General features: G+C 66.7%; 16 protein-coding genes and 1 tRNA gene. 10 read left to right on the top strand and 7 right to left on the bottom strand.

Annotated elements, in window-relative coordinates; genetic code table 11:
• Nucleotides 1-132: 132 nt before the first annotated feature.
• From GRS48_RS08265 to GRS48_RS08250, 4 genes are all read left to right on the top strand, one after another.
• Entirely contained in the window at nt 133-429 is a 297-nt protein-coding gene (locus GRS48_RS08265; protein WP_159485399.1) for a hypothetical protein, read from the top strand.
• A gap of 108 nt (nt 430-537) precedes the next feature.
• On the top strand, nt 538-1,143 hold the full coding sequence (locus GRS48_RS08260; RefSeq protein ID WP_159485397.1) for an AsnC family transcriptional regulator: 606 nt from the start codon (nt 538-540) through the stop codon (nt 1,141-1,143).
• Nucleotides 1,144-1,268: 125 nt separating this feature from the next.
• Nucleotides 1,269-3,902 (top strand): heavy metal translocating P-type ATPase, encoded by a 2,634-nt coding sequence (locus GRS48_RS08255; protein WP_159485395.1) that lies wholly within the window; start codon nt 1,269-1,271, stop codon nt 3,900-3,902.
• A 58-nt stretch (nt 3,903-3,960) separates the two neighbouring features.
• On the top strand, nt 3,961-4,455 hold the full coding sequence (locus GRS48_RS08250) for a DUF411 domain-containing protein (RefSeq protein WP_159485393.1): 495 nt from the start codon (nt 3,961-3,963) through the stop codon (nt 4,453-4,455).
• A gap of 21 nt (nt 4,456-4,476) precedes the next feature.
• On the opposite strand, the gene GRS48_RS08245 is transcribed toward GRS48_RS08250, so the two are convergent.
• Nucleotides 4,477-6,417, bottom strand: a complete 1,941-nt coding sequence (locus GRS48_RS08245) for a copper-translocating P-type ATPase (protein WP_235028028.1) — start codon at nt 6,415-6,417, stop codon at nt 4,477-4,479.
• A gap of 33 nt (nt 6,418-6,450) precedes the next feature.
• Between GRS48_RS08245 and GRS48_RS15230 the strand changes: the two genes are divergently transcribed.
• Entirely contained in the window at nt 6,451-6,750 is a 300-nt protein-coding gene (locus GRS48_RS15230) for a hypothetical protein (protein ID WP_235028027.1), read from the top strand.
• A gap of 982 nt (nt 6,751-7,732) precedes the next feature.
• On the opposite strand, the gene GRS48_RS08240 is transcribed toward GRS48_RS15230, so the two are convergent.
• Nucleotides 7,733-8,806: an aldo/keto reductase gene (locus GRS48_RS08240; protein ID WP_159485389.1), complete on the bottom strand. Its 1,074-nt coding sequence runs from the start codon at nt 8,804-8,806 to the stop codon at nt 7,733-7,735.
• 178 nt (nt 8,807-8,984) lie between these two features.
• Between GRS48_RS08240 and GRS48_RS08235 the strand changes: the two genes are divergently transcribed.
• Both GRS48_RS08235 and truA read left to right on the top strand, forming a co-directional pair.
• Nucleotides 8,985-9,422: a universal stress protein gene (locus GRS48_RS08235; RefSeq protein ID WP_159485387.1), complete on the top strand. Its 438-nt coding sequence runs from the start codon at nt 8,985-8,987 to the stop codon at nt 9,420-9,422.
• Nucleotides 9,419-10,336: a tRNA pseudouridine(38-40) synthase TruA gene (truA, locus tag GRS48_RS08230; RefSeq protein ID WP_321168360.1), complete on the top strand. Its 918-nt coding sequence runs from the start codon at nt 9,419-9,421 to the stop codon at nt 10,334-10,336. Before GRS48_RS08235 ends, truA begins: the two co-directional genes overlap by 4 nt.
• 142 nt (nt 10,337-10,478) lie before the next feature.
• On the opposite strand, the gene GRS48_RS08225 is transcribed toward truA, so the two are convergent.
• Nucleotides 10,479-11,039: an Rrf2 family transcriptional regulator gene (locus tag GRS48_RS08225; RefSeq protein ID WP_159485385.1), complete on the bottom strand. Its 561-nt coding sequence runs from the start codon at nt 11,037-11,039 to the stop codon at nt 10,479-10,481.
• A 211-nt stretch (nt 11,040-11,250) separates the two neighbouring features.
• Here GRS48_RS08225 and nadE point away from each other — a divergent pair, with 211 nt between their 5' ends.
• A complete protein-coding gene (nadE, locus tag GRS48_RS08220) occupies nt 11,251-12,144 on the top strand; it encodes an NAD(+) synthase (RefSeq protein WP_321168359.1) in 894 nt (297 codons plus the stop codon).
• Nucleotides 12,145-12,317: 173 nt separating this feature from the next.
• Here the strand turns inward: nadE and GRS48_RS08215 are convergent, their stop codons facing one another.
• Nucleotides 12,318-13,718 (bottom strand): M28 family metallopeptidase, encoded by a 1,401-nt coding sequence (locus GRS48_RS08215; protein ID WP_159485383.1) that lies wholly within the window; start codon nt 13,716-13,718, stop codon nt 12,318-12,320.
• A 171-nt stretch (nt 13,719-13,889) separates the two neighbouring features.
• Nucleotides 13,890-15,128 (bottom strand): PLP-dependent aminotransferase family protein, encoded by a 1,239-nt coding sequence (locus GRS48_RS08210; protein ID WP_159485381.1) that lies wholly within the window; start codon nt 15,126-15,128, stop codon nt 13,890-13,892.
• 250 nt (nt 15,129-15,378) lie between these two features.
• On the opposite strand from GRS48_RS08210, the gene GRS48_RS08205 reads away from it, so the two are divergent.
• Nucleotides 15,379-15,449: transfer RNA gene (locus GRS48_RS08205), tRNA-Gly, on the top strand.
• 292 nt (nt 15,450-15,741) lie between these two features.
• Nucleotides 15,742-17,271, top strand: a complete 1,530-nt coding sequence (locus tag GRS48_RS08200; RefSeq protein WP_159485379.1) for an ATP-binding protein — start codon at nt 15,742-15,744, stop codon at nt 17,269-17,271.
• Nucleotides 17,272-17,435: 164 nt separating this feature from the next.
• On the opposite strand, the gene GRS48_RS08195 is transcribed toward GRS48_RS08200, so the two are convergent.
• Nucleotides 17,436-18,659, bottom strand: coding sequence for a magnesium transporter (locus GRS48_RS08195; protein ID WP_159485606.1), 1,224 nt, complete (start codon nt 18,657-18,659; stop codon nt 17,436-17,438).
• Nucleotides 18,660-18,843: 184 nt separating this feature from the next.
• Nucleotides 18,844-19,137, bottom strand: coding sequence for a stress response translation initiation inhibitor YciH (gene yciH / locus GRS48_RS08190; protein ID WP_159485377.1), 294 nt, complete (start codon nt 19,135-19,137; stop codon nt 18,844-18,846).
• Nucleotides 19,138-19,186 lie beyond the last annotated feature (49 nt).

Below are 19,186 nucleotides of genomic sequence, written 5' to 3'. Positions count from 1 at the left end.
GGACGGAGGAACGGTCTGTCGAACGCTGAACGTTTAGAGGGACTTATAGACGTTATACTCTGATCTCCTAATTGTGTTCACACCCACATCCACAAACTCACCCGGCCCGTATCCACACTCGAGGTGACCATGATGAACACGACACCACTCAAGCTGGCGCTCGTCGTCGCCCTCGGACTCGGGCTGATCGGTGCGGTGGCGACCGTCGGTGCACAGGACACGGACGCCCACGCGGAAACCGAACTGTTGACGTGGAGCGACCACGTCGATGACGAACTGGTCGGCTGGATGGACGGCCACATGAACGGCAACCACGCGCACGGCGACCACCACGATAGAAACCCCGCGCACGGCGACCACCACGATAGAAACCACGCGCACGGCGACCACCACGACGGCGCCCACGCGCACGGTGTAGGCAACTGTTAGCAAAGACTTCGGACGTGAGCCGACTTTAGAAACTGTGGGTAACGGGCCTCGCAGCTTCTATTCTAAAACCGATGATATGGATTTCCCGCTCCCCACGGATCACCACCCATGAAAGAAATGAAAAATCTTGACGAGACGGACGTACAGATCCTCGAACTCCTTGTCGAAGATGGTCGGCGACCGTACAGCGAGATCGCCGAACGCGTGGACCTGTCACCGCCTGCCGTCTCGAGTCGCGTGGACCGGCTCGAGGATTTAGGCATCATCCGCGGGTTCACCGTCGACGTGGACGGACAAAGACTACGGGAGCGCCAACCAGTCTCCCTCGAGTTCGATGCGCAACCCGGAGATGCCGACGATCTATACGCCGACGTACGCGCTCTCGACGGTATCAAGACCGTCAGTAGAACGCACGACGGGCGAGTGATCGCGTACGCGAATGCCCCGACGGGATCGCTCGATGACTGGGTTGCGCGCGGAATCGACTTCGATCGGGTCCGCGAGTATCATCTGCGACCCGTCGACGAACACGAACGCGTCCGCGACGTCTCCGCAGTGGACTTCGCTCTCGACTGTCCCGTCTGCGATAACGACGTCGGGGACGACGGCGTGACGGCGAGAGTCGGCGACCGGGTGTACACGTTCTGCTGCCCCTCGTGTCGAACACTGCATGAGAAGCGTTATGACACCGTCAACAAGGGCGTTGACGGCTAAGATCGTGCATCAGCCCTGGGAAACGTCCACTTTATTATCATAAATTGAGCCGGGACATATTCCCTCTATTTAAGTGAAAATTCGCATGAAAGAGGGGCCCCTATGTACTATTGAGGGGATTCCCTATGCCCGAAACGAGCACACTGACGATAACCGGGATGAGCTGTGCGACGTGTGCCTCGACGATCGAGGACGCCGTCGCCAGTCTCGCTGGGGTCGAAGAGATCGATGTCAACTTCGCGACCGACGAAGCGACGCTCACCTACGACCCGGACGAGACCGCACTGCCAACAGTATATACAGCGATCGAGGACGCCGGCTACGAGCCGGAACGAACGAAGGCCACCGTCGGAATCGCCGGAATGACGTGTGCGACCTGCGCGGAGACGAACGCGACGGCGATCGAGGACGTACCGGGTGTGCTCGACGCCGACGTCAACTTCGCGACGGACGAGGCGACCGTCGAATACAACCCGAACGACGCGAGCTTGTCGACGATCTACGCGGCTATCGAGGACGCCGGTTACGAACCTGACCGTAAAGTCGACGAAGACGGCGAGGACCTGACCGAGGAACGCGAAAGCGCCGTCGAGCGGGAGCTCCGAACAAAGCGGAAGTGGACGATCATCGGCGGGGTCATGGCGTCGCCGTTCCTGCTGGTGATGGTCGACATGTTCTACCCGGGGTTCCTCCCGGAGGCGATCCTCGGGATCGACATCGGCTGGTACGAGTTCGTACTCGCGACCGGCCTGATGGCGACGCTCGGCTGGCACTTCCTCAAGGGTGCGTACAAGTCGCTGGTGAACAACCGGCAGGCGAACATGGACACGTTGGTGGCCGTCGGGACGTCCGTCGGTTACCTCTACAGTACGGCCGTCCAGCTCGACATGATCGTCGGCGGACTCTACTACGAGGCGGTCGCGATCATCCTCTGGTTCATCTACGTCGGTGTCTGGCTCGAGGCCCGATCGAAAGCCCGTGCCAGCGCGGCACTCCGTGAACTGCTCGAGATGCAGGCGGCGGAGGCGACCGTTATCGTCGACGGCGAGGAACAGGTCGTTCCGATCGAGAACATCGCGGTCGGTGACGTGATGAAGGTCAGACCCGGCGAGAAGATTCCCACGGACGGGGTCGTCGTCGACGGGCAGAGCGCGGTCGACGAGTCGATGGTCACCGGCGAATCCGTCCCCGTCGAGAAGAGCGAGGACGATCAGGTGGTCGGGAGCACGATCAACGAGAACGGCGTGCTCCTCGTGGAGGCGACGAACGTCGGTGAGGACACGGCCATCCAACAGATCGTCCAGCGCGTCAAGGAGGCGCAAGCGCGCCAGCCCGACATCCAGCGGCTGGTCGACAAGTTCACCGCCTACTTCGTGCCGGCAGTGATCGTGAACGCCGTCCTCTGGTCGCTCCTGTGGCTGGCGTTCCCGGAGGCACTCCACGGCGTCTCGTCGGCGCTCGGAACGTGGATCCCGCTGCTCGAACCGGTGGGTGGCGGCCCCGTCGCCGGCGGCGTTCCGGTGTACGAGTTCGCTCTCGTCGTCCTCGCGTCCGCGATCCTGATCGCCTGTCCCTGTGCGTTGGGACTGGCGACGCCGATGGCGACGATGGTCGGGTCGACGATCAGCGCGAAGAACGGCGTCCTCTACAAGGGGGCAGACGTCCTCGAGAAGGCTCGCGGGATCGACGTCGTCGTCTTCGACAAGACGGGGACGCTCACCCACGGCGAGATGCGACTAACGGACGTGATCCCCGTCGGGGAAGCGGTCGAAACGAATGACGGAGCGGGACTTGCAGACGGCGGACTCGTCGAAGGCGAGAAGACAGCGGTCGACGAGGAGCTCCTATTGTCGGCCGCAGCGAGCGCCGAGTCCGGCTCCGAACACCCGCTCGCGCAGGCGATCGTCAAGGGAGCGGCGGAACGCGATCTGCGGCTCGCCGACCTGACGGAGTTCGAGAACGTCCCCGGCCACGGTATTCGAGCGACGATTCCGCAGGGCGAAGCACTGGTCGGGAACCGGAAACTAATGCGGGACAACGGCATCGATCCGTCTCACGTCGAACACACGATGGAGCGACTGGAGCGCGACGGGAAGACGGCGATGCTCGTCGCGCTCGACGGCGAGCTCCTCGGCATCGTCGCGAACGCCGATACGGTTCGTGAGAGTGCCAAGGAGACAGTCGCCGAACTTCACCGGCGCGGCTACGAAGTGATGATGCTGACAGGCGACAACGAGCGCACTGGTCGAGCGATCGGTGAACAGCTCGGTATCCCCGATGAGAACGTCCACGCGGAGGTGCTCCCCGAGGACAAGGCCGACGAGATCGACGCCATCCAGTCCGACGGGTCGCGGGCCATCATGGTCGGTGACGGGGTCAACGACGCGCCGGCGCTGACGACTGCGCACGTCGGCGTCGCGATCGGCTCCGGGACGGACGTCGCCATCGAGAGCGGCGATATCACGCTGATGCGGGACGACCCGATCGACGTGATCAAGGCGATGCGGATCGCCGACGCGACGATCTCGAAGGTGCGCCAGAACCTGTTCTGGGCGTTCGCCTACAACACCACGTTGATCCCGATCGCGGCGATCGGACTGCTCAATCCCGCACTGGCCGGGATCGCGATGGCCGCCTCCAGCGTGTCAGTCGTCTCGAACAGCCTCGCGTTCATGAAGTGGGATCCGCACGACGACTACATCTTCCTCCCGTTCCGGCCGTTCGTGTGGGCGTACGAGCGGATCGTTCCCGAGAGCTGAGTCCCGAAAACTGAGAACGGACGAACGACGAACCAGGCATGGACCCGAAGGACACACGATGTCACCCGAACCGCTCTCCCGTCGGTCGATGATCGTCGCTGCGGGGACGACGGTCGCACTCGCCGGCTGTCTCGGCGGCGACGCGACCCGCGAGGAGTGGACCGTGCCGGAGTCGCTCGCCGCCACACATGCCGTCCAGTACAACGCACCGAACTGCGACTGCTGTAACGAGTACGCAGCGTACCTCGATGACCACCTCGACGACGAACTCGACGTGCGGGAGCCCGCCGACATCGACGCCGTCAAACGCGAACGCGGGATCCCGTCCGATCTCGACAGCTGTCACACGGTCGAACTCGACGACTACGTGATCGAGGGGCACGTTCCAGTCGAAGTCGTCGGCGAACTGTTCGAGAGGGAGTCCGACGTCGCCGGAATCGCCCTTCCGGGGATGCCCGCCGGCTCACCGGGGATGGGCGGCGAGAAGGACGGGGAGTGGACCGTCTACGCCTTCGATGACGACGGCGAGTATGAGCAGTTCATCGAACTGTAGACGAACTCGACTCACCGAGTGCTATTCGAGATCCGCCCGCCGGAGTCGCTGGGCGTTGATCGCGACGATGACGGTACTCGCGGACATGAGCACGGCCCCGACAGCGGGCGACAGGAGGATGCCGATCGGCGCGAGGATCCCCGCGGCGAGCGGCAGTGCGAACACGTTGTACCCGGTCGCCCACACGAGGTTCTCCTGCATCTTCCGGTAGCTCTTCTTGCTCAGTCGGACCAGCCGGACCACGTCGACGGGGTCGCTGTCCACGAGGACGATGTCACCGGCCTCCACGGCGACGTCCGTCCCCGATCCGATGGCGATGCCGACGTCGGCACGCGTGAGCGCCGGCGCGTCGTTGACGCCGTCACCGACCATCGCGACCGCCTTCCCCGCGTCCTGTAGTTCGACGATCTTCTCGTCTTTATCCTCGGGCAGGACTTCGGCGAACACGGTATCGACGCCGAGCTGGTCAGCCACCGCCTCAGCGACGTCCCTACTGTCTCCAGTGAGGATCGCGACCTCGATCCCCATCCGGTGGAGGGAGTCCACCGCATCCGCGCTCTGTTCGCGGATGACGTCCGCGAGGGCGACGGCCGCCACTACTCGGCCGTCGCGAACGAGGTAGACGACGGTCTGTCCCCGCTCCCCGGCGTCGTCCGTGAACGTAGCGAGGGAGTCGGGAACGTCGGTGTCGAGATGGGTCAGGAGGTTCGGCCCTCCGACGTGAAGCGGTTCGCCATCGACGGTCGCCCGCACGCCCCGCCCTTTCAGCGCCTCGAACCCGGTCGCATTCGGAACGGCTACTCCACGTGCCGTCGCCTCGTCTCGAATCGCCCGGGCGATCATGTGCTCGGAGTCGCCTTCGACGGCAGCCATCAGCGAAAGCGCGTCCCCCTCGTCGATCGCCTCGGTCGCGATGTCGACGACGCCCTGTTCCCCTTTCGTGAGGGTTCCCGTCTTATCGAACACGACGGTGTCGAGGTTTCGCGCCTCCTCCATCGCGATGCGGTCCCGGATGAGGATGCCGTTCTTCGCGGCGGTCGTCGTGTTGATGGCGACGACGAGCGGGACGGCGAGTCCGAGCGCGTGCGGACACGCGATGACGAGGACGGTGACGACGCGCTCGACCACCGTGAGGCCGAAACCGACGGCGACGGTCCACGCGACCGCGGTTATCGCTGCGACGGCGAGCGCGACGTAGAACAACCACCCTGCCGCCCTGTCGGCGAGCACCTGCGTCCGTGACTTGCTTTGCTGTGCCTCCTCGACGAGTCGCATGATGCCGGCGAGCGCCGTTTTCTCACCGGTCGCCGTGATCCGGACCCGAAGGCTACCGTCGCCGTTTATCGTCCCGCCGACGACGTTGGCGCCCGGCTCCTTCGAGACCGGTTTCGACTCGCCGGTGATCATCGACTCGTCGACGTTCGAGTCGCCCTCCTCGACGACCCCATCCGCGGGGACGTTCGCCCCGGGACGAACGAGGACGAGGTCGTCCTCGCGGAGGTCGTCGAGCGGGACCTCCTCGACGTCGCCGTCGTCGCTGATCCGCTCGGCAGTATCGGGCATCAACCCGGCCAGTTCGTCGAGCGCTCCCGACGCCCGACGGACGCTTCGCATCTCGATCCAGTGACCGAGCAACATGATGACGATGAGCGTCACGAGTTCCCAGAAAAAGCCCATCGTCTCCGGAATCGCCATCGCCGCGAGGCTGTAGACGAACGCGACGGTGATCGCCATCGAGATCAGCGTCATCATCCCCGGCTCCCGGTTCGCGAGCTCCGTTCGCGCCATCTTGAGGAACGGCACGCCCCCGTACGCGAACACGACGACGGCGAGCCCCGCCGCGATCAGGTCCGACCCCGGGAGCGGCGGCGGCGTGTACCCGAGCAATCCCTGTACGAACTCACTGTAGACGACGACCGGAACGGAGAGGACGAGACAGACCCAGAACCGGCGTCGAAACATCCGCTCGTGACCGCTGTGGTCGTGTGTCGCTCCGTGACCCTCGTGCGCATCGTGCCGGTGATCATCCTCGTGATCACCCTCACGATCACTCTTCTGGCCTCCGTGGTCGACGTCGTGATCCCCGTGGTGGTCGTGGCCGTCGCGGCCTTTCTTGGCCCCGTGGCTGTCGGTGGGTTCCGAGCCAGTGAACCGCTCTCCTTCACGTTGAAGACTGCAGACGCGACAGCACGGACACTGTTTATCCGTCGGCCGGTCGCGAGACGAACCGCCGTTCTGTTTCATTCGGCATGCCTCTCTGTAGTCCGCGGGTCCGGGGAGGCTCCGATTGAATAGCGGTTCTGACTTCGCATAGTCTACACATCACTGGCTTGATTTATGCTTCTTGTTGCTATCGGGACAGTCATGTGGGTGTCAGCTGGATGTGGATGTCGGCCGGGTCCGTTCCGCTCGTCGTCATTGCCGTTCTCGGTTACGGAGAAGCGAGGCGAAAGCCTCGCGCTTCAGCGCGGGGAGGACGTCAAGGACGAGGAGTTTCAGGCGCGGAAAGCGGTACTCAACCCCGATCGATAGAACGGAGCGGCTCTACTGAAATTCCGTCTTCGGACAAATTAACGTCCCAAACAGCTGCTCGGTACAGTGTGCGTACTGACCGCGGAGAGTCCAACCAACCGATAAATAAAGGACGCGAGATGCTTGATAAAAAACGAGCTCTTCCCCCAAGAACCGTGGACCCGAGAGTATGCTCGAGTGGAGTGAATCAACGAGGTTGAAGGACTCGAAGAGACGCCTCGTCCAACGGCCGGGTGACCGATCGCCTGCTGAACGCTGAGGGATTGGTAACTCTACGTGGCACTCAAAAGGGCTCGCATCACGGTCAGTTTATAACCCTCAGTGAGGTAATTCGGCTGTGGTGGCCGTGACGACGTGTTACCCCCTCTGAGCCCCTTGTGATGACGGGTTTCGCCCGAGCCACCACTTCCGACCGCCGAGAGCGACGGCGACGTGGCGACGAGACGCCCCGAAACGACGGCCGGGAGCTCGTAGTGGAAGTGAATCTCCGATCCCTCGACGTCGACGGGTCGTGCGGTTTCGACGCGAAAGGGAGGTCGTGCTCCGTCGGAGATCCGTACCCGTCGAACGGCGGCCCGAAGCCCCTCCTCGTTTCTCCTTAAAAGGACCCTCAGTTGGCTCGATCCCTATTTAAAGGCAGGGACGGGGCCGCTCAGGTCTTAAAGGGCGGGAACGGGGTCGGCCTCCTCAAAGCCGACGCCGACCGTGTCCGATCGCGGCGCGGGTCAGTGCGCCCCGATGCGGATCAGTAGGACGCGGCGCGCTTGTCGAGGCCGGCCGCCTCAATGTCCTCGCCGTCGACGGAGGTGCGGAGCACGTCCATCCCGTCGTCGCGGTCGATCCCGAAGTTCGTCGCGTACAACTCCTCCAGCCGGTCGTACTCCTCGTCGGTGATCGGCGGGACGTCGCTGGCGGCGCTCCACGCGGCGATGTCGTCGACGTTCCGGAACGTCGGCGTGACCGACGCGACCTCGTCGTGGGCGAGCAGCCAGCGGATCGTCGCCTGGCTCAGCGTGCGGGCCCCGACCTCGCCGTCGACGTCCTCCAGGAAGCGGATCGTTTCGACCTTCTCCCACCCCGTCTCGTACCACTCCTGGGGACGGTGTGACCGGTGGTCGCCCTCCTCGAGCACGGTGTCGGGCGTCACCTGCTCGTTGAGCAGCCCGGAGGAGTGGGGCACCCGCGCGATGACCGAGGTGTCCGATCCCGTCTCGCGGATCGTGTCGACGAAGTGGCGGCCCGGCTCCTGCTCGAACAGGTTGAAGACGGTCTGGACCGCGTCGAACTCCTCATACTCGACGGCGGCGTCGCCCTCCGCGAGCCAGCCGATCGAGGGGCCGAGCGCCCACCCGAGCGCGCGGACGCGACCGTCGGCCTTCCACTCGCGGAGGAGGTCACGGACCTCCCCGTCGACCTCGCTGACGTTCGCGTTGTGGAGCTGTAGCAGGTCGACGTAGTCGGTGTCCAGCCGGTCGAGCGACCGCTCGAACGCGGTCTCCAAGTAATCGGTGGTCAGCTCCTTCGGGAGCTCGCCGTGGCCCGCCTGCGGGTTGTTGTAGAAGTCGTAGCCGACCTTCGTCGCGAGCGTCACCTCGTCGCGCCGGCCGTCGATCGCCTTCCCGACGATCTCCTCGCTGTCGCCGTGGCCGTACACGTCGCCCGTGTCGATGTACGTCACGCCGTGGTCGAGCGCGTCCTCGACCATCCCGATCGCCTGTGACTCGCTTCGGTCCCCCCACCAGTTCGTGCCGACGACCCACGCGCCGAAGCCGATCTCCGACACCTCGACGCCGGAGGCACCGAGTTCTCGGTAGTGCATACCCCGAGTTGGGGATCGGGGCACTTAGCGGGTGCGGTCCGGTCCCGTGCTGTGGGAGCGGGATCGCGGCTTTATAAGGGTCGATCCTCGGCCGCTCCGTCGTTTCCGATCTGTCGTTCTCGGCCCGCCGTCGACGACGGCCGGTATCGTTTTGCACGCCGCGCCACCACGGACGGGTATGTACGACGACATCCTCCTCCCCGTCGCGCCGGGGGGCGAGGCGAACGACGCGATCCCCCACGCGAGGAGCCTCGCGCGGCGGTACGACGCCACGGTCCACGTCGTCTCCGCGGTCGACACGCTCGAACGAACCCTGGCGGGCCCCCGCGTGAGCGACATCGCGGGGCGCGTCGAGGGGGCGGCACGGAAACGCGTCGAAGCGGTGACGGCGTCGCTGGCGGACGACGGCGTCGCGGTGACCGGGAACGTCGTCCGCGGCGAGCCGCTCCGCGCGATCGAGAACGCGATCGAGGACACCGGTGCCGACGTCGTGGTGATGCCGACGCACGCCCGAACCGGGCTCCAGCGGGTCCTCCTCGGCAGCGTGACCGAGAAGATCGTCCGGACCTCGCCCGTCCCGGTTCTCACGGTGCCGATGGCGGACCGCGAGGCGTGACCCGGCGGCGCGCGTACCGGGTCGCGTACGACGGCCGGGGGTTCGCGGGGTTCCAGCGGCAGCCGCACGCGACGACCGTCGAGGGGACGCTGCTGCGCGCGCTCGCGAAACACGGGCTTATCGAGCGCGGCGACGGCCCGACGCACGCGACGCCGCCGGGGTACGCCGCGGCGGGACGAACGGACGCCGGCGTCTCCGCGGCGGCCCAAACCGTCGCGTTCGACGCCCCCGACTGGCTCACGCCGCGCGCGTTCAACGGGCAGCTCCCCGGGTCGGTCCGCGTCTGGGCCGCCGCCGACGCCCCCGCCGGCTTCCACGCGACCCACGACGCCGCGAGCCGCACGTACCGCTACCACCTCTACGCCCCACGGGAGTCCGGCTCCGACCAGGCGCCGGGGGAGGACGCTTCCGAGCCACCGTCGATCGACGACGCCCGGCTCGCCGGGGCGCTCGACCGGCTCTCCGGCGCACACGACTTCCGGAACCTCACGTCGGATCGAACCGGGACGGAACGTGACGTCCGGGCGACGGCGACCCGCGTCGCGGAGGACCTCGTCGTCGTCGAGGTGACGGCGGGCGGGTTCCCCCGGGCGTTCGTCAGGCGGCTCGTCGAGGCGGCCCGGCTGGTCGGATGCGGGGCGGCGGAGCCGGCGTTCCTCGATCGGGTCCTCGGGCCGGAACCGATCGACGGAGGACGCGGCGTCGGGCCCGCACCGCCGGAGCCGTTGGTGCTGTGGAACGTCGGGTACGAGGGCGTGCGCTTCGTGGTCGACCCGGAGGCGGCGGGGAGCGCGAGAGCCGTCTTCGATGAGCGGCGTCGCGAGGCGCGGCTGGCGGTCGCGACGACCGGCGCGATAGGGGACCGGATCGCCGCGACGGAGGGGTCCACCCGAGACGATGCGGGGACCGACTGAGTCCCGCCCGAGACGATACGGGAACCGACTGAGTCCTCCCCGAGACGATACGGAGACGGGCTGAGTCCCGCCTGGGGCGGGGATGACCGTCGAGAACCGAATCCGACCGAGACGGGTGCGTGACGCGGGAACGGGCCGGTCGTCAGTCGGCCGCGCTCCCGAGCCGCCCGCCGCCCGATCCCGGCTCGGTGGGTGCCTGCATGCTCCGCGCGCGGACGACGAGAGTGTTCTCCATCGGGTTCACGCCGTCGACGACGCCGACGATACGGAGCTTCACGGTCGGCGTCGGGCCGACGACGATCCGGTCGCCCTCGGAGAACTCGTGGAGCGACCCCCGGACGACGATCTCGACGCGGCAGAGGTCGGGGTTGTGCACGCTCGCCAGGTCGATCCCCTCGACGTTCACGCCGGGTACCGGGGTCCCCTCGCGCTCGACGGGGACCTCCGCGGGGTCGTCCATCCGCTCGATGTCCAGCGTCTCGTACGCGTTCACGGTCGGCTTGTATCCGCCCTTCGGCCCGGGAACGCCCTCGACCAGCTGGAGCGCCCGAAGCGACTGCATCTGGTTGCGGACCGTGCCCGGGTTGCGGTCGATCGCGTCGGCGATGTCGCGCCCGCGGACGACGGCACCGTCGCCGTCCGAGAGGTTCACGAGGGACGTGAGGATGCGTTTCTGGCTCGAACTCAGCTGAAGGGTCGACATGCGTACGAACTGATCCGAATCTGATTTCAATAAACGTTCGGTAGTACGCCCTTATACACTACTATAGACTAGAGAACGAGAGGAGAAAAAGACATTAGTGCACCGAGACGCCGTGGTACTACGAGAATGTGTTTCCGAATAACGGCCATCGATACGGCGGTGATCGACGATCGGGGGTAGCCATCAGGGCGATACCCGGGAGACAACTGCCGTGATCGACCGCGACGCCGCCGATGCGGAGATCGATCGGATCGCCTCGTTCCTCCGCACTACCGTGCGGGACGCGAACGCCGAGCGCGTCGTAGTCAACATGAGCGGCGGGCTCGACTCGACGGTCACCGCCGCGCTCGCGACCGAGGCCCTCGGCCCCGAACGGGTGTACGCGCTGATACTCCCGTGTAACAAGGCGAGCGACGCACACGCGCGGGACGCGGAGGCGCTCGCTGGAGCGCTCGGGATCGGTCACGACACGGTCCACCTCCAGCCGCTGCTCGCTCGGTTCGGGGCGCTCGTGCCCGACGAGTTCGACCTCCACGGGGAGCCAGTCGTGACCGGAAACCTCGTGGCACGGCTCCGGATGTCAATGGCGTACCTCGCCGCGAACGCGACCACGGGGCTCGTCCTCGGGACGACGAATCGGAGCGAGCACCTCCTCGGCTACGTCACCAAACACGGCGACGGGGCGGCTGACCTCCTCCCGATCGGCCACCTGTACAAGACGGAGGTCCGAGCGGTGGCCGAGGCGCTCGACGTGCCCACGTTCGTCCGCGAGAAGCCGCCGGCTGCGGGGTTCCTCCCCGGACAGTACGACCGGGACGAGCTGGGTGCGTCCTACGACGTCGTCGATCGGGTGCTGCGGCTGGGCGTGGACGGCGAGAACGCGGCGGTGGAGGGTGCGGCGGTGGACGGGAGCGGGACGGTGGACCGGAGCGGGACGGGGATCGACGCCGACGCCATCGCCGCACGGCTCGACGTCGACTGCGAGGTCGTCGCACGGCTCCTCGCACGCCACCGGCGGACCGCGCACAAACGCCGCCGAGCGCCGACGCCGGCCGACAGCGCGTCTCCACGCACGGACCCCGACCGCGACGGGGCCGGACGGTAGCACGAGCCCTAACGGGACTGACGGTGACGAGACCCGCCTCCGGCGACGAAACGCGGCGGTCGACGCGTTCGCTCCGACCATCACCACCGCAGCCGACCGTCACCACCGCGGCCAACCGTCACCACCGCAGCCAACCGTCACCACCGCAGCCGACCGTCAGCGCCGGTCGTCGCTCACTCCCACCCGGCCGGCCAGAGCGCGGCCGCGCGCATGCCGGTCTCGAAGTCGGCGTCGCGGAACGCGTCCGCGAGGCCGTCGGCGTCGAGCCGCGGGACGGTCCGGTCCGGCTCCGCCAGCTCGGCGACGACCAGCGCGATCAACATTCCGTGTTCCCGCAGGTTCCGGTCGTCCACCTTGTCGCGGGTGTCGGCGTGGGTGTGTCCCCAGCCGCGCCCGCGCTCGCCCGAGTCGCTGTGTAACTGGAGCGCCGGCACTCCCCGTCGGACGAACGGCCACTGGTCAGAGAACGGATGCGGCTCCGCCCGCACCTCGATCGGGTGGTTCGTCGCCGTGGCGACCGCGTCCGCGACCGCCGCGGTCGCGTCGGACGTGTGCGCGAGCGCGACGAGGTCGCGGAACCGTCCCGCCCCGTCGACGTTGACGACGGCTTTGACGGCGTCGAGCGCGACCGACCCGGCGAGGCGTTCGGCACCGAGCAGCCCGACCTCCTCACAGCCGACCGCGACGACGTCGACGCCGATCGGCAGGTCGGCGTCCGCGAGGATCCCGGCGGTCGTCGCGACCGTCGCGATCCCGCAGCCGTTGTCGAGCGCGCCCTCCGCGATGTCGTGGCCGTCGTAGTGGGCGACGAGCAGGAGCCGCTCGTCCGTGTCGGGGCCGACCCGGCCGACGACGTTCCGGCTCTCGGCCGGGGCGGCGGTCGCATCCACGGAGAGGTCGACGTGACCGCTCGTTCCCGGGGTGTTGGCGGCGTACTCGCGGAGCCACGCGCCGGTCTCCTTCGAGACGCCGACCGCGACCGCCGCGGCCTCCTCGCCGAACGTGAGCGACCCCGTCGGCGGGAGCTGGCCGTCGAGGTGGTTGACGAAGACGAACCCCGCCGCCCCCTCGCCGATCGCGTAGCCGAACTTCTCCATCCGGTGGACGAACCGGGACCCCGACGGCGTGGTCGTCGACGCGACGACGACCTTCCCCTCGACGTCGACGGCGTCCACCTCCTCCGGGGTGCCGTAGCCGACGTCGACCAACTCGCCCGCGACGCGGCCGGCCGGGGAGTACGGCAGTGCGAGCGCCTCGAACTCGCGGGTCGACTCGCCGCCGTCGCGCCCGGGGGTGGTCACGCAGAGGGTGCAGCCGCCCCGCTCCCAGCCGAGCATCTCGAAGGGGTCCTCGTGGACGTCGCGGACCCCCGCTCGCTCGAAGGCGTCGGCGACGACGGCGGCCGCCCGGCGTTCGCCCTCGCTGCCGCCCATCCGGCTCCCGATCGCGGTCAGGTCGGTGAGGAAGTCCCACGGCTCGTCGTCGGTCCACGTGCGCCCCAGCGCCGGCGCGAACTCCTCGATCCGCTCGCTCACCCGATCGGTCGCCGCGTCTGCGGCTGTGTCGTCGGTCATACTCCCGGGTCCGCCGGCGACGGCTTAAACACACGGAAGCCGTCGTCGTCGCGCAGCACGGACCGTCCCGCCCACGACGTCAGGGACGGGTCGTCGGTCGTCCGCTGCCTCGGTAGTCGCCTGCTGCCCTTTTCAGTCGTCCGCCGCCTCGGTAGCCGTCTGCCGTCCTTTTCAGTCGTCCGCCGCCTCGGCGGTCGCGAGCGCGGCGCGCGTCGCCCGCGCGAGCGCCGCGATCCCCTCGTCGATCTCCTCGGGGGAGACGTGACTGAACGAGAGGCGAGCGTTCCGCCGGCCGCCGTCGTCGTCGTGGAAAAAGGAGCCGGCGAGGTACGTCACGCCCTCGTCGACGGCGTCGGGAAGCATCGCCTCCGCGTCGACGCCCTCGGGGAACTCGACCCAGACGAAGAAGCCGCCGTCGGGCTCGCTCCAGGAGGTACCCGGCGGCATCCGGTCCGCGAGCGAGTCGAGCATGGCGTCCCGGCGGGTCCGGTAGCCGTCACACAGCCCCTCGATCGCCTCGTCGAGCGGGTTCGACTCGCAGTACCGCGCGAGGACCCCCTGCGTGAACCGGTTCTCCCCGCCGGCGTTGACGCGGTCCAGCTGCTCGACGATCGCCTCGTCGGCGATGACCCACCCGGTGCGGACCCCCGGGGCGATCGTCTTCGAGAACGTGTTCACCCGGACGACGCGCCCGTCGTCGTCGAGCGCCTTGAGCGGCGGCGGCTCCGATCCGTCGTACCGGAGCTGTCCGTACGGGTCGTCCTCGAGGATCATGAAGTCGTACGTCGCGGCGAGCTCGAGGAGCCGCTCCCGGCGCTCCCGCGACAGCGTCACTCCCGTCGGGTTCTGGAAGTTCGGAATCGTGTACAGCAGCTTCGGGGGCGTCTCGCCGGCCCGCTCCCGCGCGGCCAGGACGTCGGCGAGCGCGTCGACGTCGAGCCCGTCGGCGTCCATGCCGACGCCCTCGATGTCGACTCCGTAGTTCCCGAACAGTCGCAGCGCGCCCATGAACGTGGGGGCCTCGACGACGACGAGGTCGTCCGGGTCGAGGAACGTCTGACACACCGTGTCGATCGCGTGTGTCGCCCCGTTCGTCAGGTGGATCTCCGCGGGCGTGCAGTCGATGCCGCGGTCCGCCGCCTGCTCGACGACGACGTCCGGGAGCGAGTCGGCGTACTCCCCGCCGGCGTACTGAAGCGCGTGGTCGGCCTCCACGTCGAGGAGCCCCTCGGTCGCCGAGACGAGCTCCGCGTTCGGGAACGACGCGGGGTACGGGAACCCGAACGCGAGCGGTACCGCGCCCTCGCCGCCGATCGAGCGCCAGGCCCCGTAGCCCGTCTCGCTCATCGTCTCGCGGACCGTGTCCGCGAACAGGTGTTCGACCCCGCTCGCGTCGTCGCGGTCGGTCATGTGCGCCTCCACCTCGGGTCGGGTTCGGACGATCGGAACTGAACGGCCGGAAGAGTGACCATACACCCAGTACTGCAGCCGGGCGTATATACTGTATTCAACCGGACACCGTTTCGGGGAACGCCCGTCCGCCCACCTCTCGTCCGTCGACCTGCTGTCCGCCGACCGTCCGTCCGTCGGCCATCCGTCCCGGGATTCGGGCGCTCGGATGGTAAATAGTTTATACCCGGACGCGCACGGATCGAGTGGAGCGCCGTTGGTCCAGTGGTAGGACAGTGGCTTCCCAAGCCACTAGCCCGGGTTCGATTCCCGGACGGCGCATCCCTCTTCCTTCGCTCTCCTGCGGTTTCCGCCCGTGACGGGGTTCACACGACGTCACGATCGAACATCACCCGGATCGGGACGGGCCGCCTCTCTCAACGCTGTCGGACGATCGCGACGTCCTCCCCGAAACGAATCTCGGTGCTTCACACGCGGCGGGAACGGGTTGAAGTAGCTACAATAGAACCTATATCTATGAGGACAGTACCTACGCGTCTGCGGATCGAGAGCGGCGGGTGGGATCGCACGTTTGAGGGCGGGAGAGTCTCGACTCGGAGGTCTCCCCCCTGCGATGTCTGAGTCCACCCGACCCGCCGAGGAAGCCAGACGTCGACTCTACGAGATCGTTCGCGGAACCGGCCCGTTCGAGGAGAAAGCGCGTGGGGCGCTCGCGCTCGGCGAGCGGTATCTGAGCGTCGACAACGGCCATCTCACGCGCATCGATCAGGAAACCGACCACTGGGAGGCGATGGTGAGCACGGACCCGCCGGACGGACGGTTTCCCGCCGGTTTGGAACTCGATCTCGGGACGACGTACTGTCGGCGCACGCTCGGTGCGGGCGGCTCCGTCGCCCTCTCCGACGCGACGGACCAAGGTTGGGCCGACGATGCGGCGTACGAGGCTCATGGACTCCGCTGCTATCACGGCACGACCCTCGTTCTCGAAGGGGAACCGTACGGGACGGTCTGTTTCGTCGCCGAAGCGGCTCGAAGCGACCCGTTCACTGACGCCGAGACGATGTTCGCCGAACTGCTGACGCGGCTTCTCGAACGCGAACTCGAACGCGAACACCACGAGGCGGAACTCACGAGACAGACCAACCTCGCTACCGTCCTCAACCGCGTCCTGCGACACAACATCAGGAACGACATGTCCGTCATCAGGGGGTTCGTCCAACTCATGGCCGACGAACTGGACGACGACGAGTACAGTGAGATCACGCTGACCAAGGTCGACGACCTCATCGAATTGAGCGAGAAGGCCCGCGAACTGAACCGGATCGTCACCGCCGACTTCGAACGCGAACCCGTGCCCCTCGGCGCGTTCATCGAAGGGACCGTCGAGCCGATCGCCGAGGAGCACCCGGCCGCGTCGATCACCGTCGACACCGCCGATCTGGAGCTCACCGTGGCCGTGCTGCCGAACTTCGAACAGGCACTCGACGAGCTGATCGAGAACGCGATCAAACACAGCGGTGACGACCCGACGGTCACCGTCACGGTCGACCCCGTTCCGAACGCGGTCGAGGTCCGGATCACGGACGACGGACCGGGGCTTGCAGACCACGAAGCCGACGTGATGGACGCCGGTACCGAGACACCCCTCGTCCACGGAAGCGGACTGGGTCTGTGGTTGGTACACTGGATCGTCACCAGTCACGGTGGATCCGTGGACGCGACCGTCACCGACGCCGGAACGACGATGACGGTTTCGGTTCCCCGGCGGCCTGCGACGAACGCCCGAGCGCAACTGACGGACCTCAGCGAATCCCGCGACAAGTATCGGGCAGCGTTCGAGGAAGCGTGCGATGCGATGGTGATCATCAACGACGAGTCCCGGATCGTCGACGCCAATCCGGCGGCAGCGACCCTCTGTGGGCTCGACCAGCAAGCGCTGCTCGGGCAGTCGCTATCGAGGTTTCATCCGGACGAGTTCGACTTCGAATCCGGGTGGCAGCGGTTTCAACGGGCCGAGCAGGTGCGTGATACGGTGACGCTTGTTGATGCCGACGGGACGGAACACCCGGTCGAATACACGGCGACGACGGACGTCGTCCCCGGGCAACACCTCGTTATCTATCGGGAGCTCCGTTCCCGGTGAGGCCCGCGAAGGCCGGCGAAAGCGGTTCCGTGAGGTCCGGCGAAAGCGGTTCCGTGAGGACCGGCGAAAGCGGTTCCGTGAACGCCCCGCCGCATGTCCCATCCATAGCGTCGGCCCGTCGCTTCGAATCGCTCGACAGCTACTGATAAAACCCACCGACGACGCTACAACAGGACGGCTTGCGCCAACCCGAGGAACACGAAAAAGCCCAGCACGTCGGTTGCCGTGGTGATGAATATCGTCGCCGACGTGGCCGGGTCGTATCCGATACGATCGAGCAACAACGGGGTTATCGCCCCGAAGAACCCCGCGATAACGAGGTTTGCGACCATCGAAACGCCGATCACGGCCCCGAGCAGGAGGCCGAACTCGCCGAACGAGAAGGCGATCGCGATCACGGCGACGAGCACGCCGGTAATGAGTCCGTTTGCGGCACCGGCGACGACCTCGTTGAAGACCACGCGCTTGCCGGTGTTGAGCGACACCTCGCCGAGCGAGATCCCGCGGACGGTGACCGCCATCGCCTGTGTCCCCGCGTTCCCACCCATCCCCGCAACGACCGGCATGTACGCGGCCAAGATGGCGACGGCGGCAATCGTCGACTCGAACAGTCCGACGACCGCCGCGGCCATAAACGCGGTTCCGAGGTTGAGGATCAACCACTTGTACCGCCGCCGTATCTTCGCTCCCGGGCCGTCGAGGACGCTCTCCTCCTCAGCGACGCCAGTGAACTCGTAGAGCGTTTCGCCCCGTGCCTCTTCGAGCATCCGCAACAGGTCCTCGGCGTGGATCACTCCGAGGACGTCATCGTCCTCGTCCAGCACCGCGACGGCACGCTCGCGGTTCTGCTTGAAAACCTCGAGCACCTCCTCGTCATCCCGGTCGAACCGGACGTGGGGCGTCTCCTGTACGTAATCGCCGATCCCCTCGGTTGCGTCATCCGCTATCGACAGCGCCGCGCCCGGGAGTTCCCCCAGCAGCTCATCGTCGTCATCGGTGACGAAGATCGTCGGGAGTCGTCCCGTTCGCTCCTCGAAGCGACGGACGCGCTCGGTCACTTCGACGAACCGTCGCGTTTCATCGACGGTGACGTAATCGAGGCTCATCAACCCGGCCGCGCTTTCGGGATCGAACGAGAGCAGGAAGTCGATCTTCTCGCGGCGCTCGCTGTCGAGCGTCGCGAGCAGGGCCTCACGCGTCTCTTCGTCGGTGTGTACGAGGACGTCAGTCACTTCGTCCGGGTCGAGTCGGTCGATAAACGCCTCCAGCTCCGACCGACTCATGTCCGCGACGAGGAGCTCTTGTACCTCGTCCGAGAGTCCGAAGAACACGTCCCGCCACTCCTTCGGGGGCAGGTCAGTGAACGGATCGGCCGGTGCAGGAGACATCGCGATCGTCTCCGAAACGTCCGTTGATTGCTCGATCACACACGGAGCGTCTCACTGGCGCATTATATGATGAGTGGTTGTCCATCGTGACGACCGGCTATCGTCGGCCACCGCTCTAACGGCGCGGCCGCTCGCCGCCAACGATACTCCGAAAAATGCCCGACGACGGGCGGTTAGGTGACGGTCACGCGACGTTGTATCCCTTGTCGCGGAGGAAGTCCTCCACGCGACCCGAGTGGTTCCCCTGCAGCTCGATGGAGCCGTCTTCGACGGTTCCGCCGCAGGCGAACTTCGATTTCAGATCCGAGGAGAGCGAACTCATGTCCACGTCCTTGGGGTCGAATCCTTCGATGACCGTTACCTCCTTACCGTACCTGCGCTCGTCGATGCGGATGCTGATCTGCTGGGACTCCTTCGCGACGTCTTCGCAGACGCAGAGTTCCTGGGGCAGCCCGCACGTCGAGCAGACTTCCGACATTACGACCGGAGATACTGGACGCCGGTATTAAATAGTGTCGGGAGTCCCG

Origin of the sequence: Halorubrum sp. JWXQ-INN 858, from assembly GCF_009806985.1 — an archaeon.
Taxonomy (GTDB): domain Archaea; phylum Halobacteriota; class Halobacteria; order Halobacteriales; family Haloferacaceae; genus Halorubrum.
Note: the sequence above shows the minus strand (reverse complement) of the source record. Positions and strands in the feature narration are given on the sequence as shown.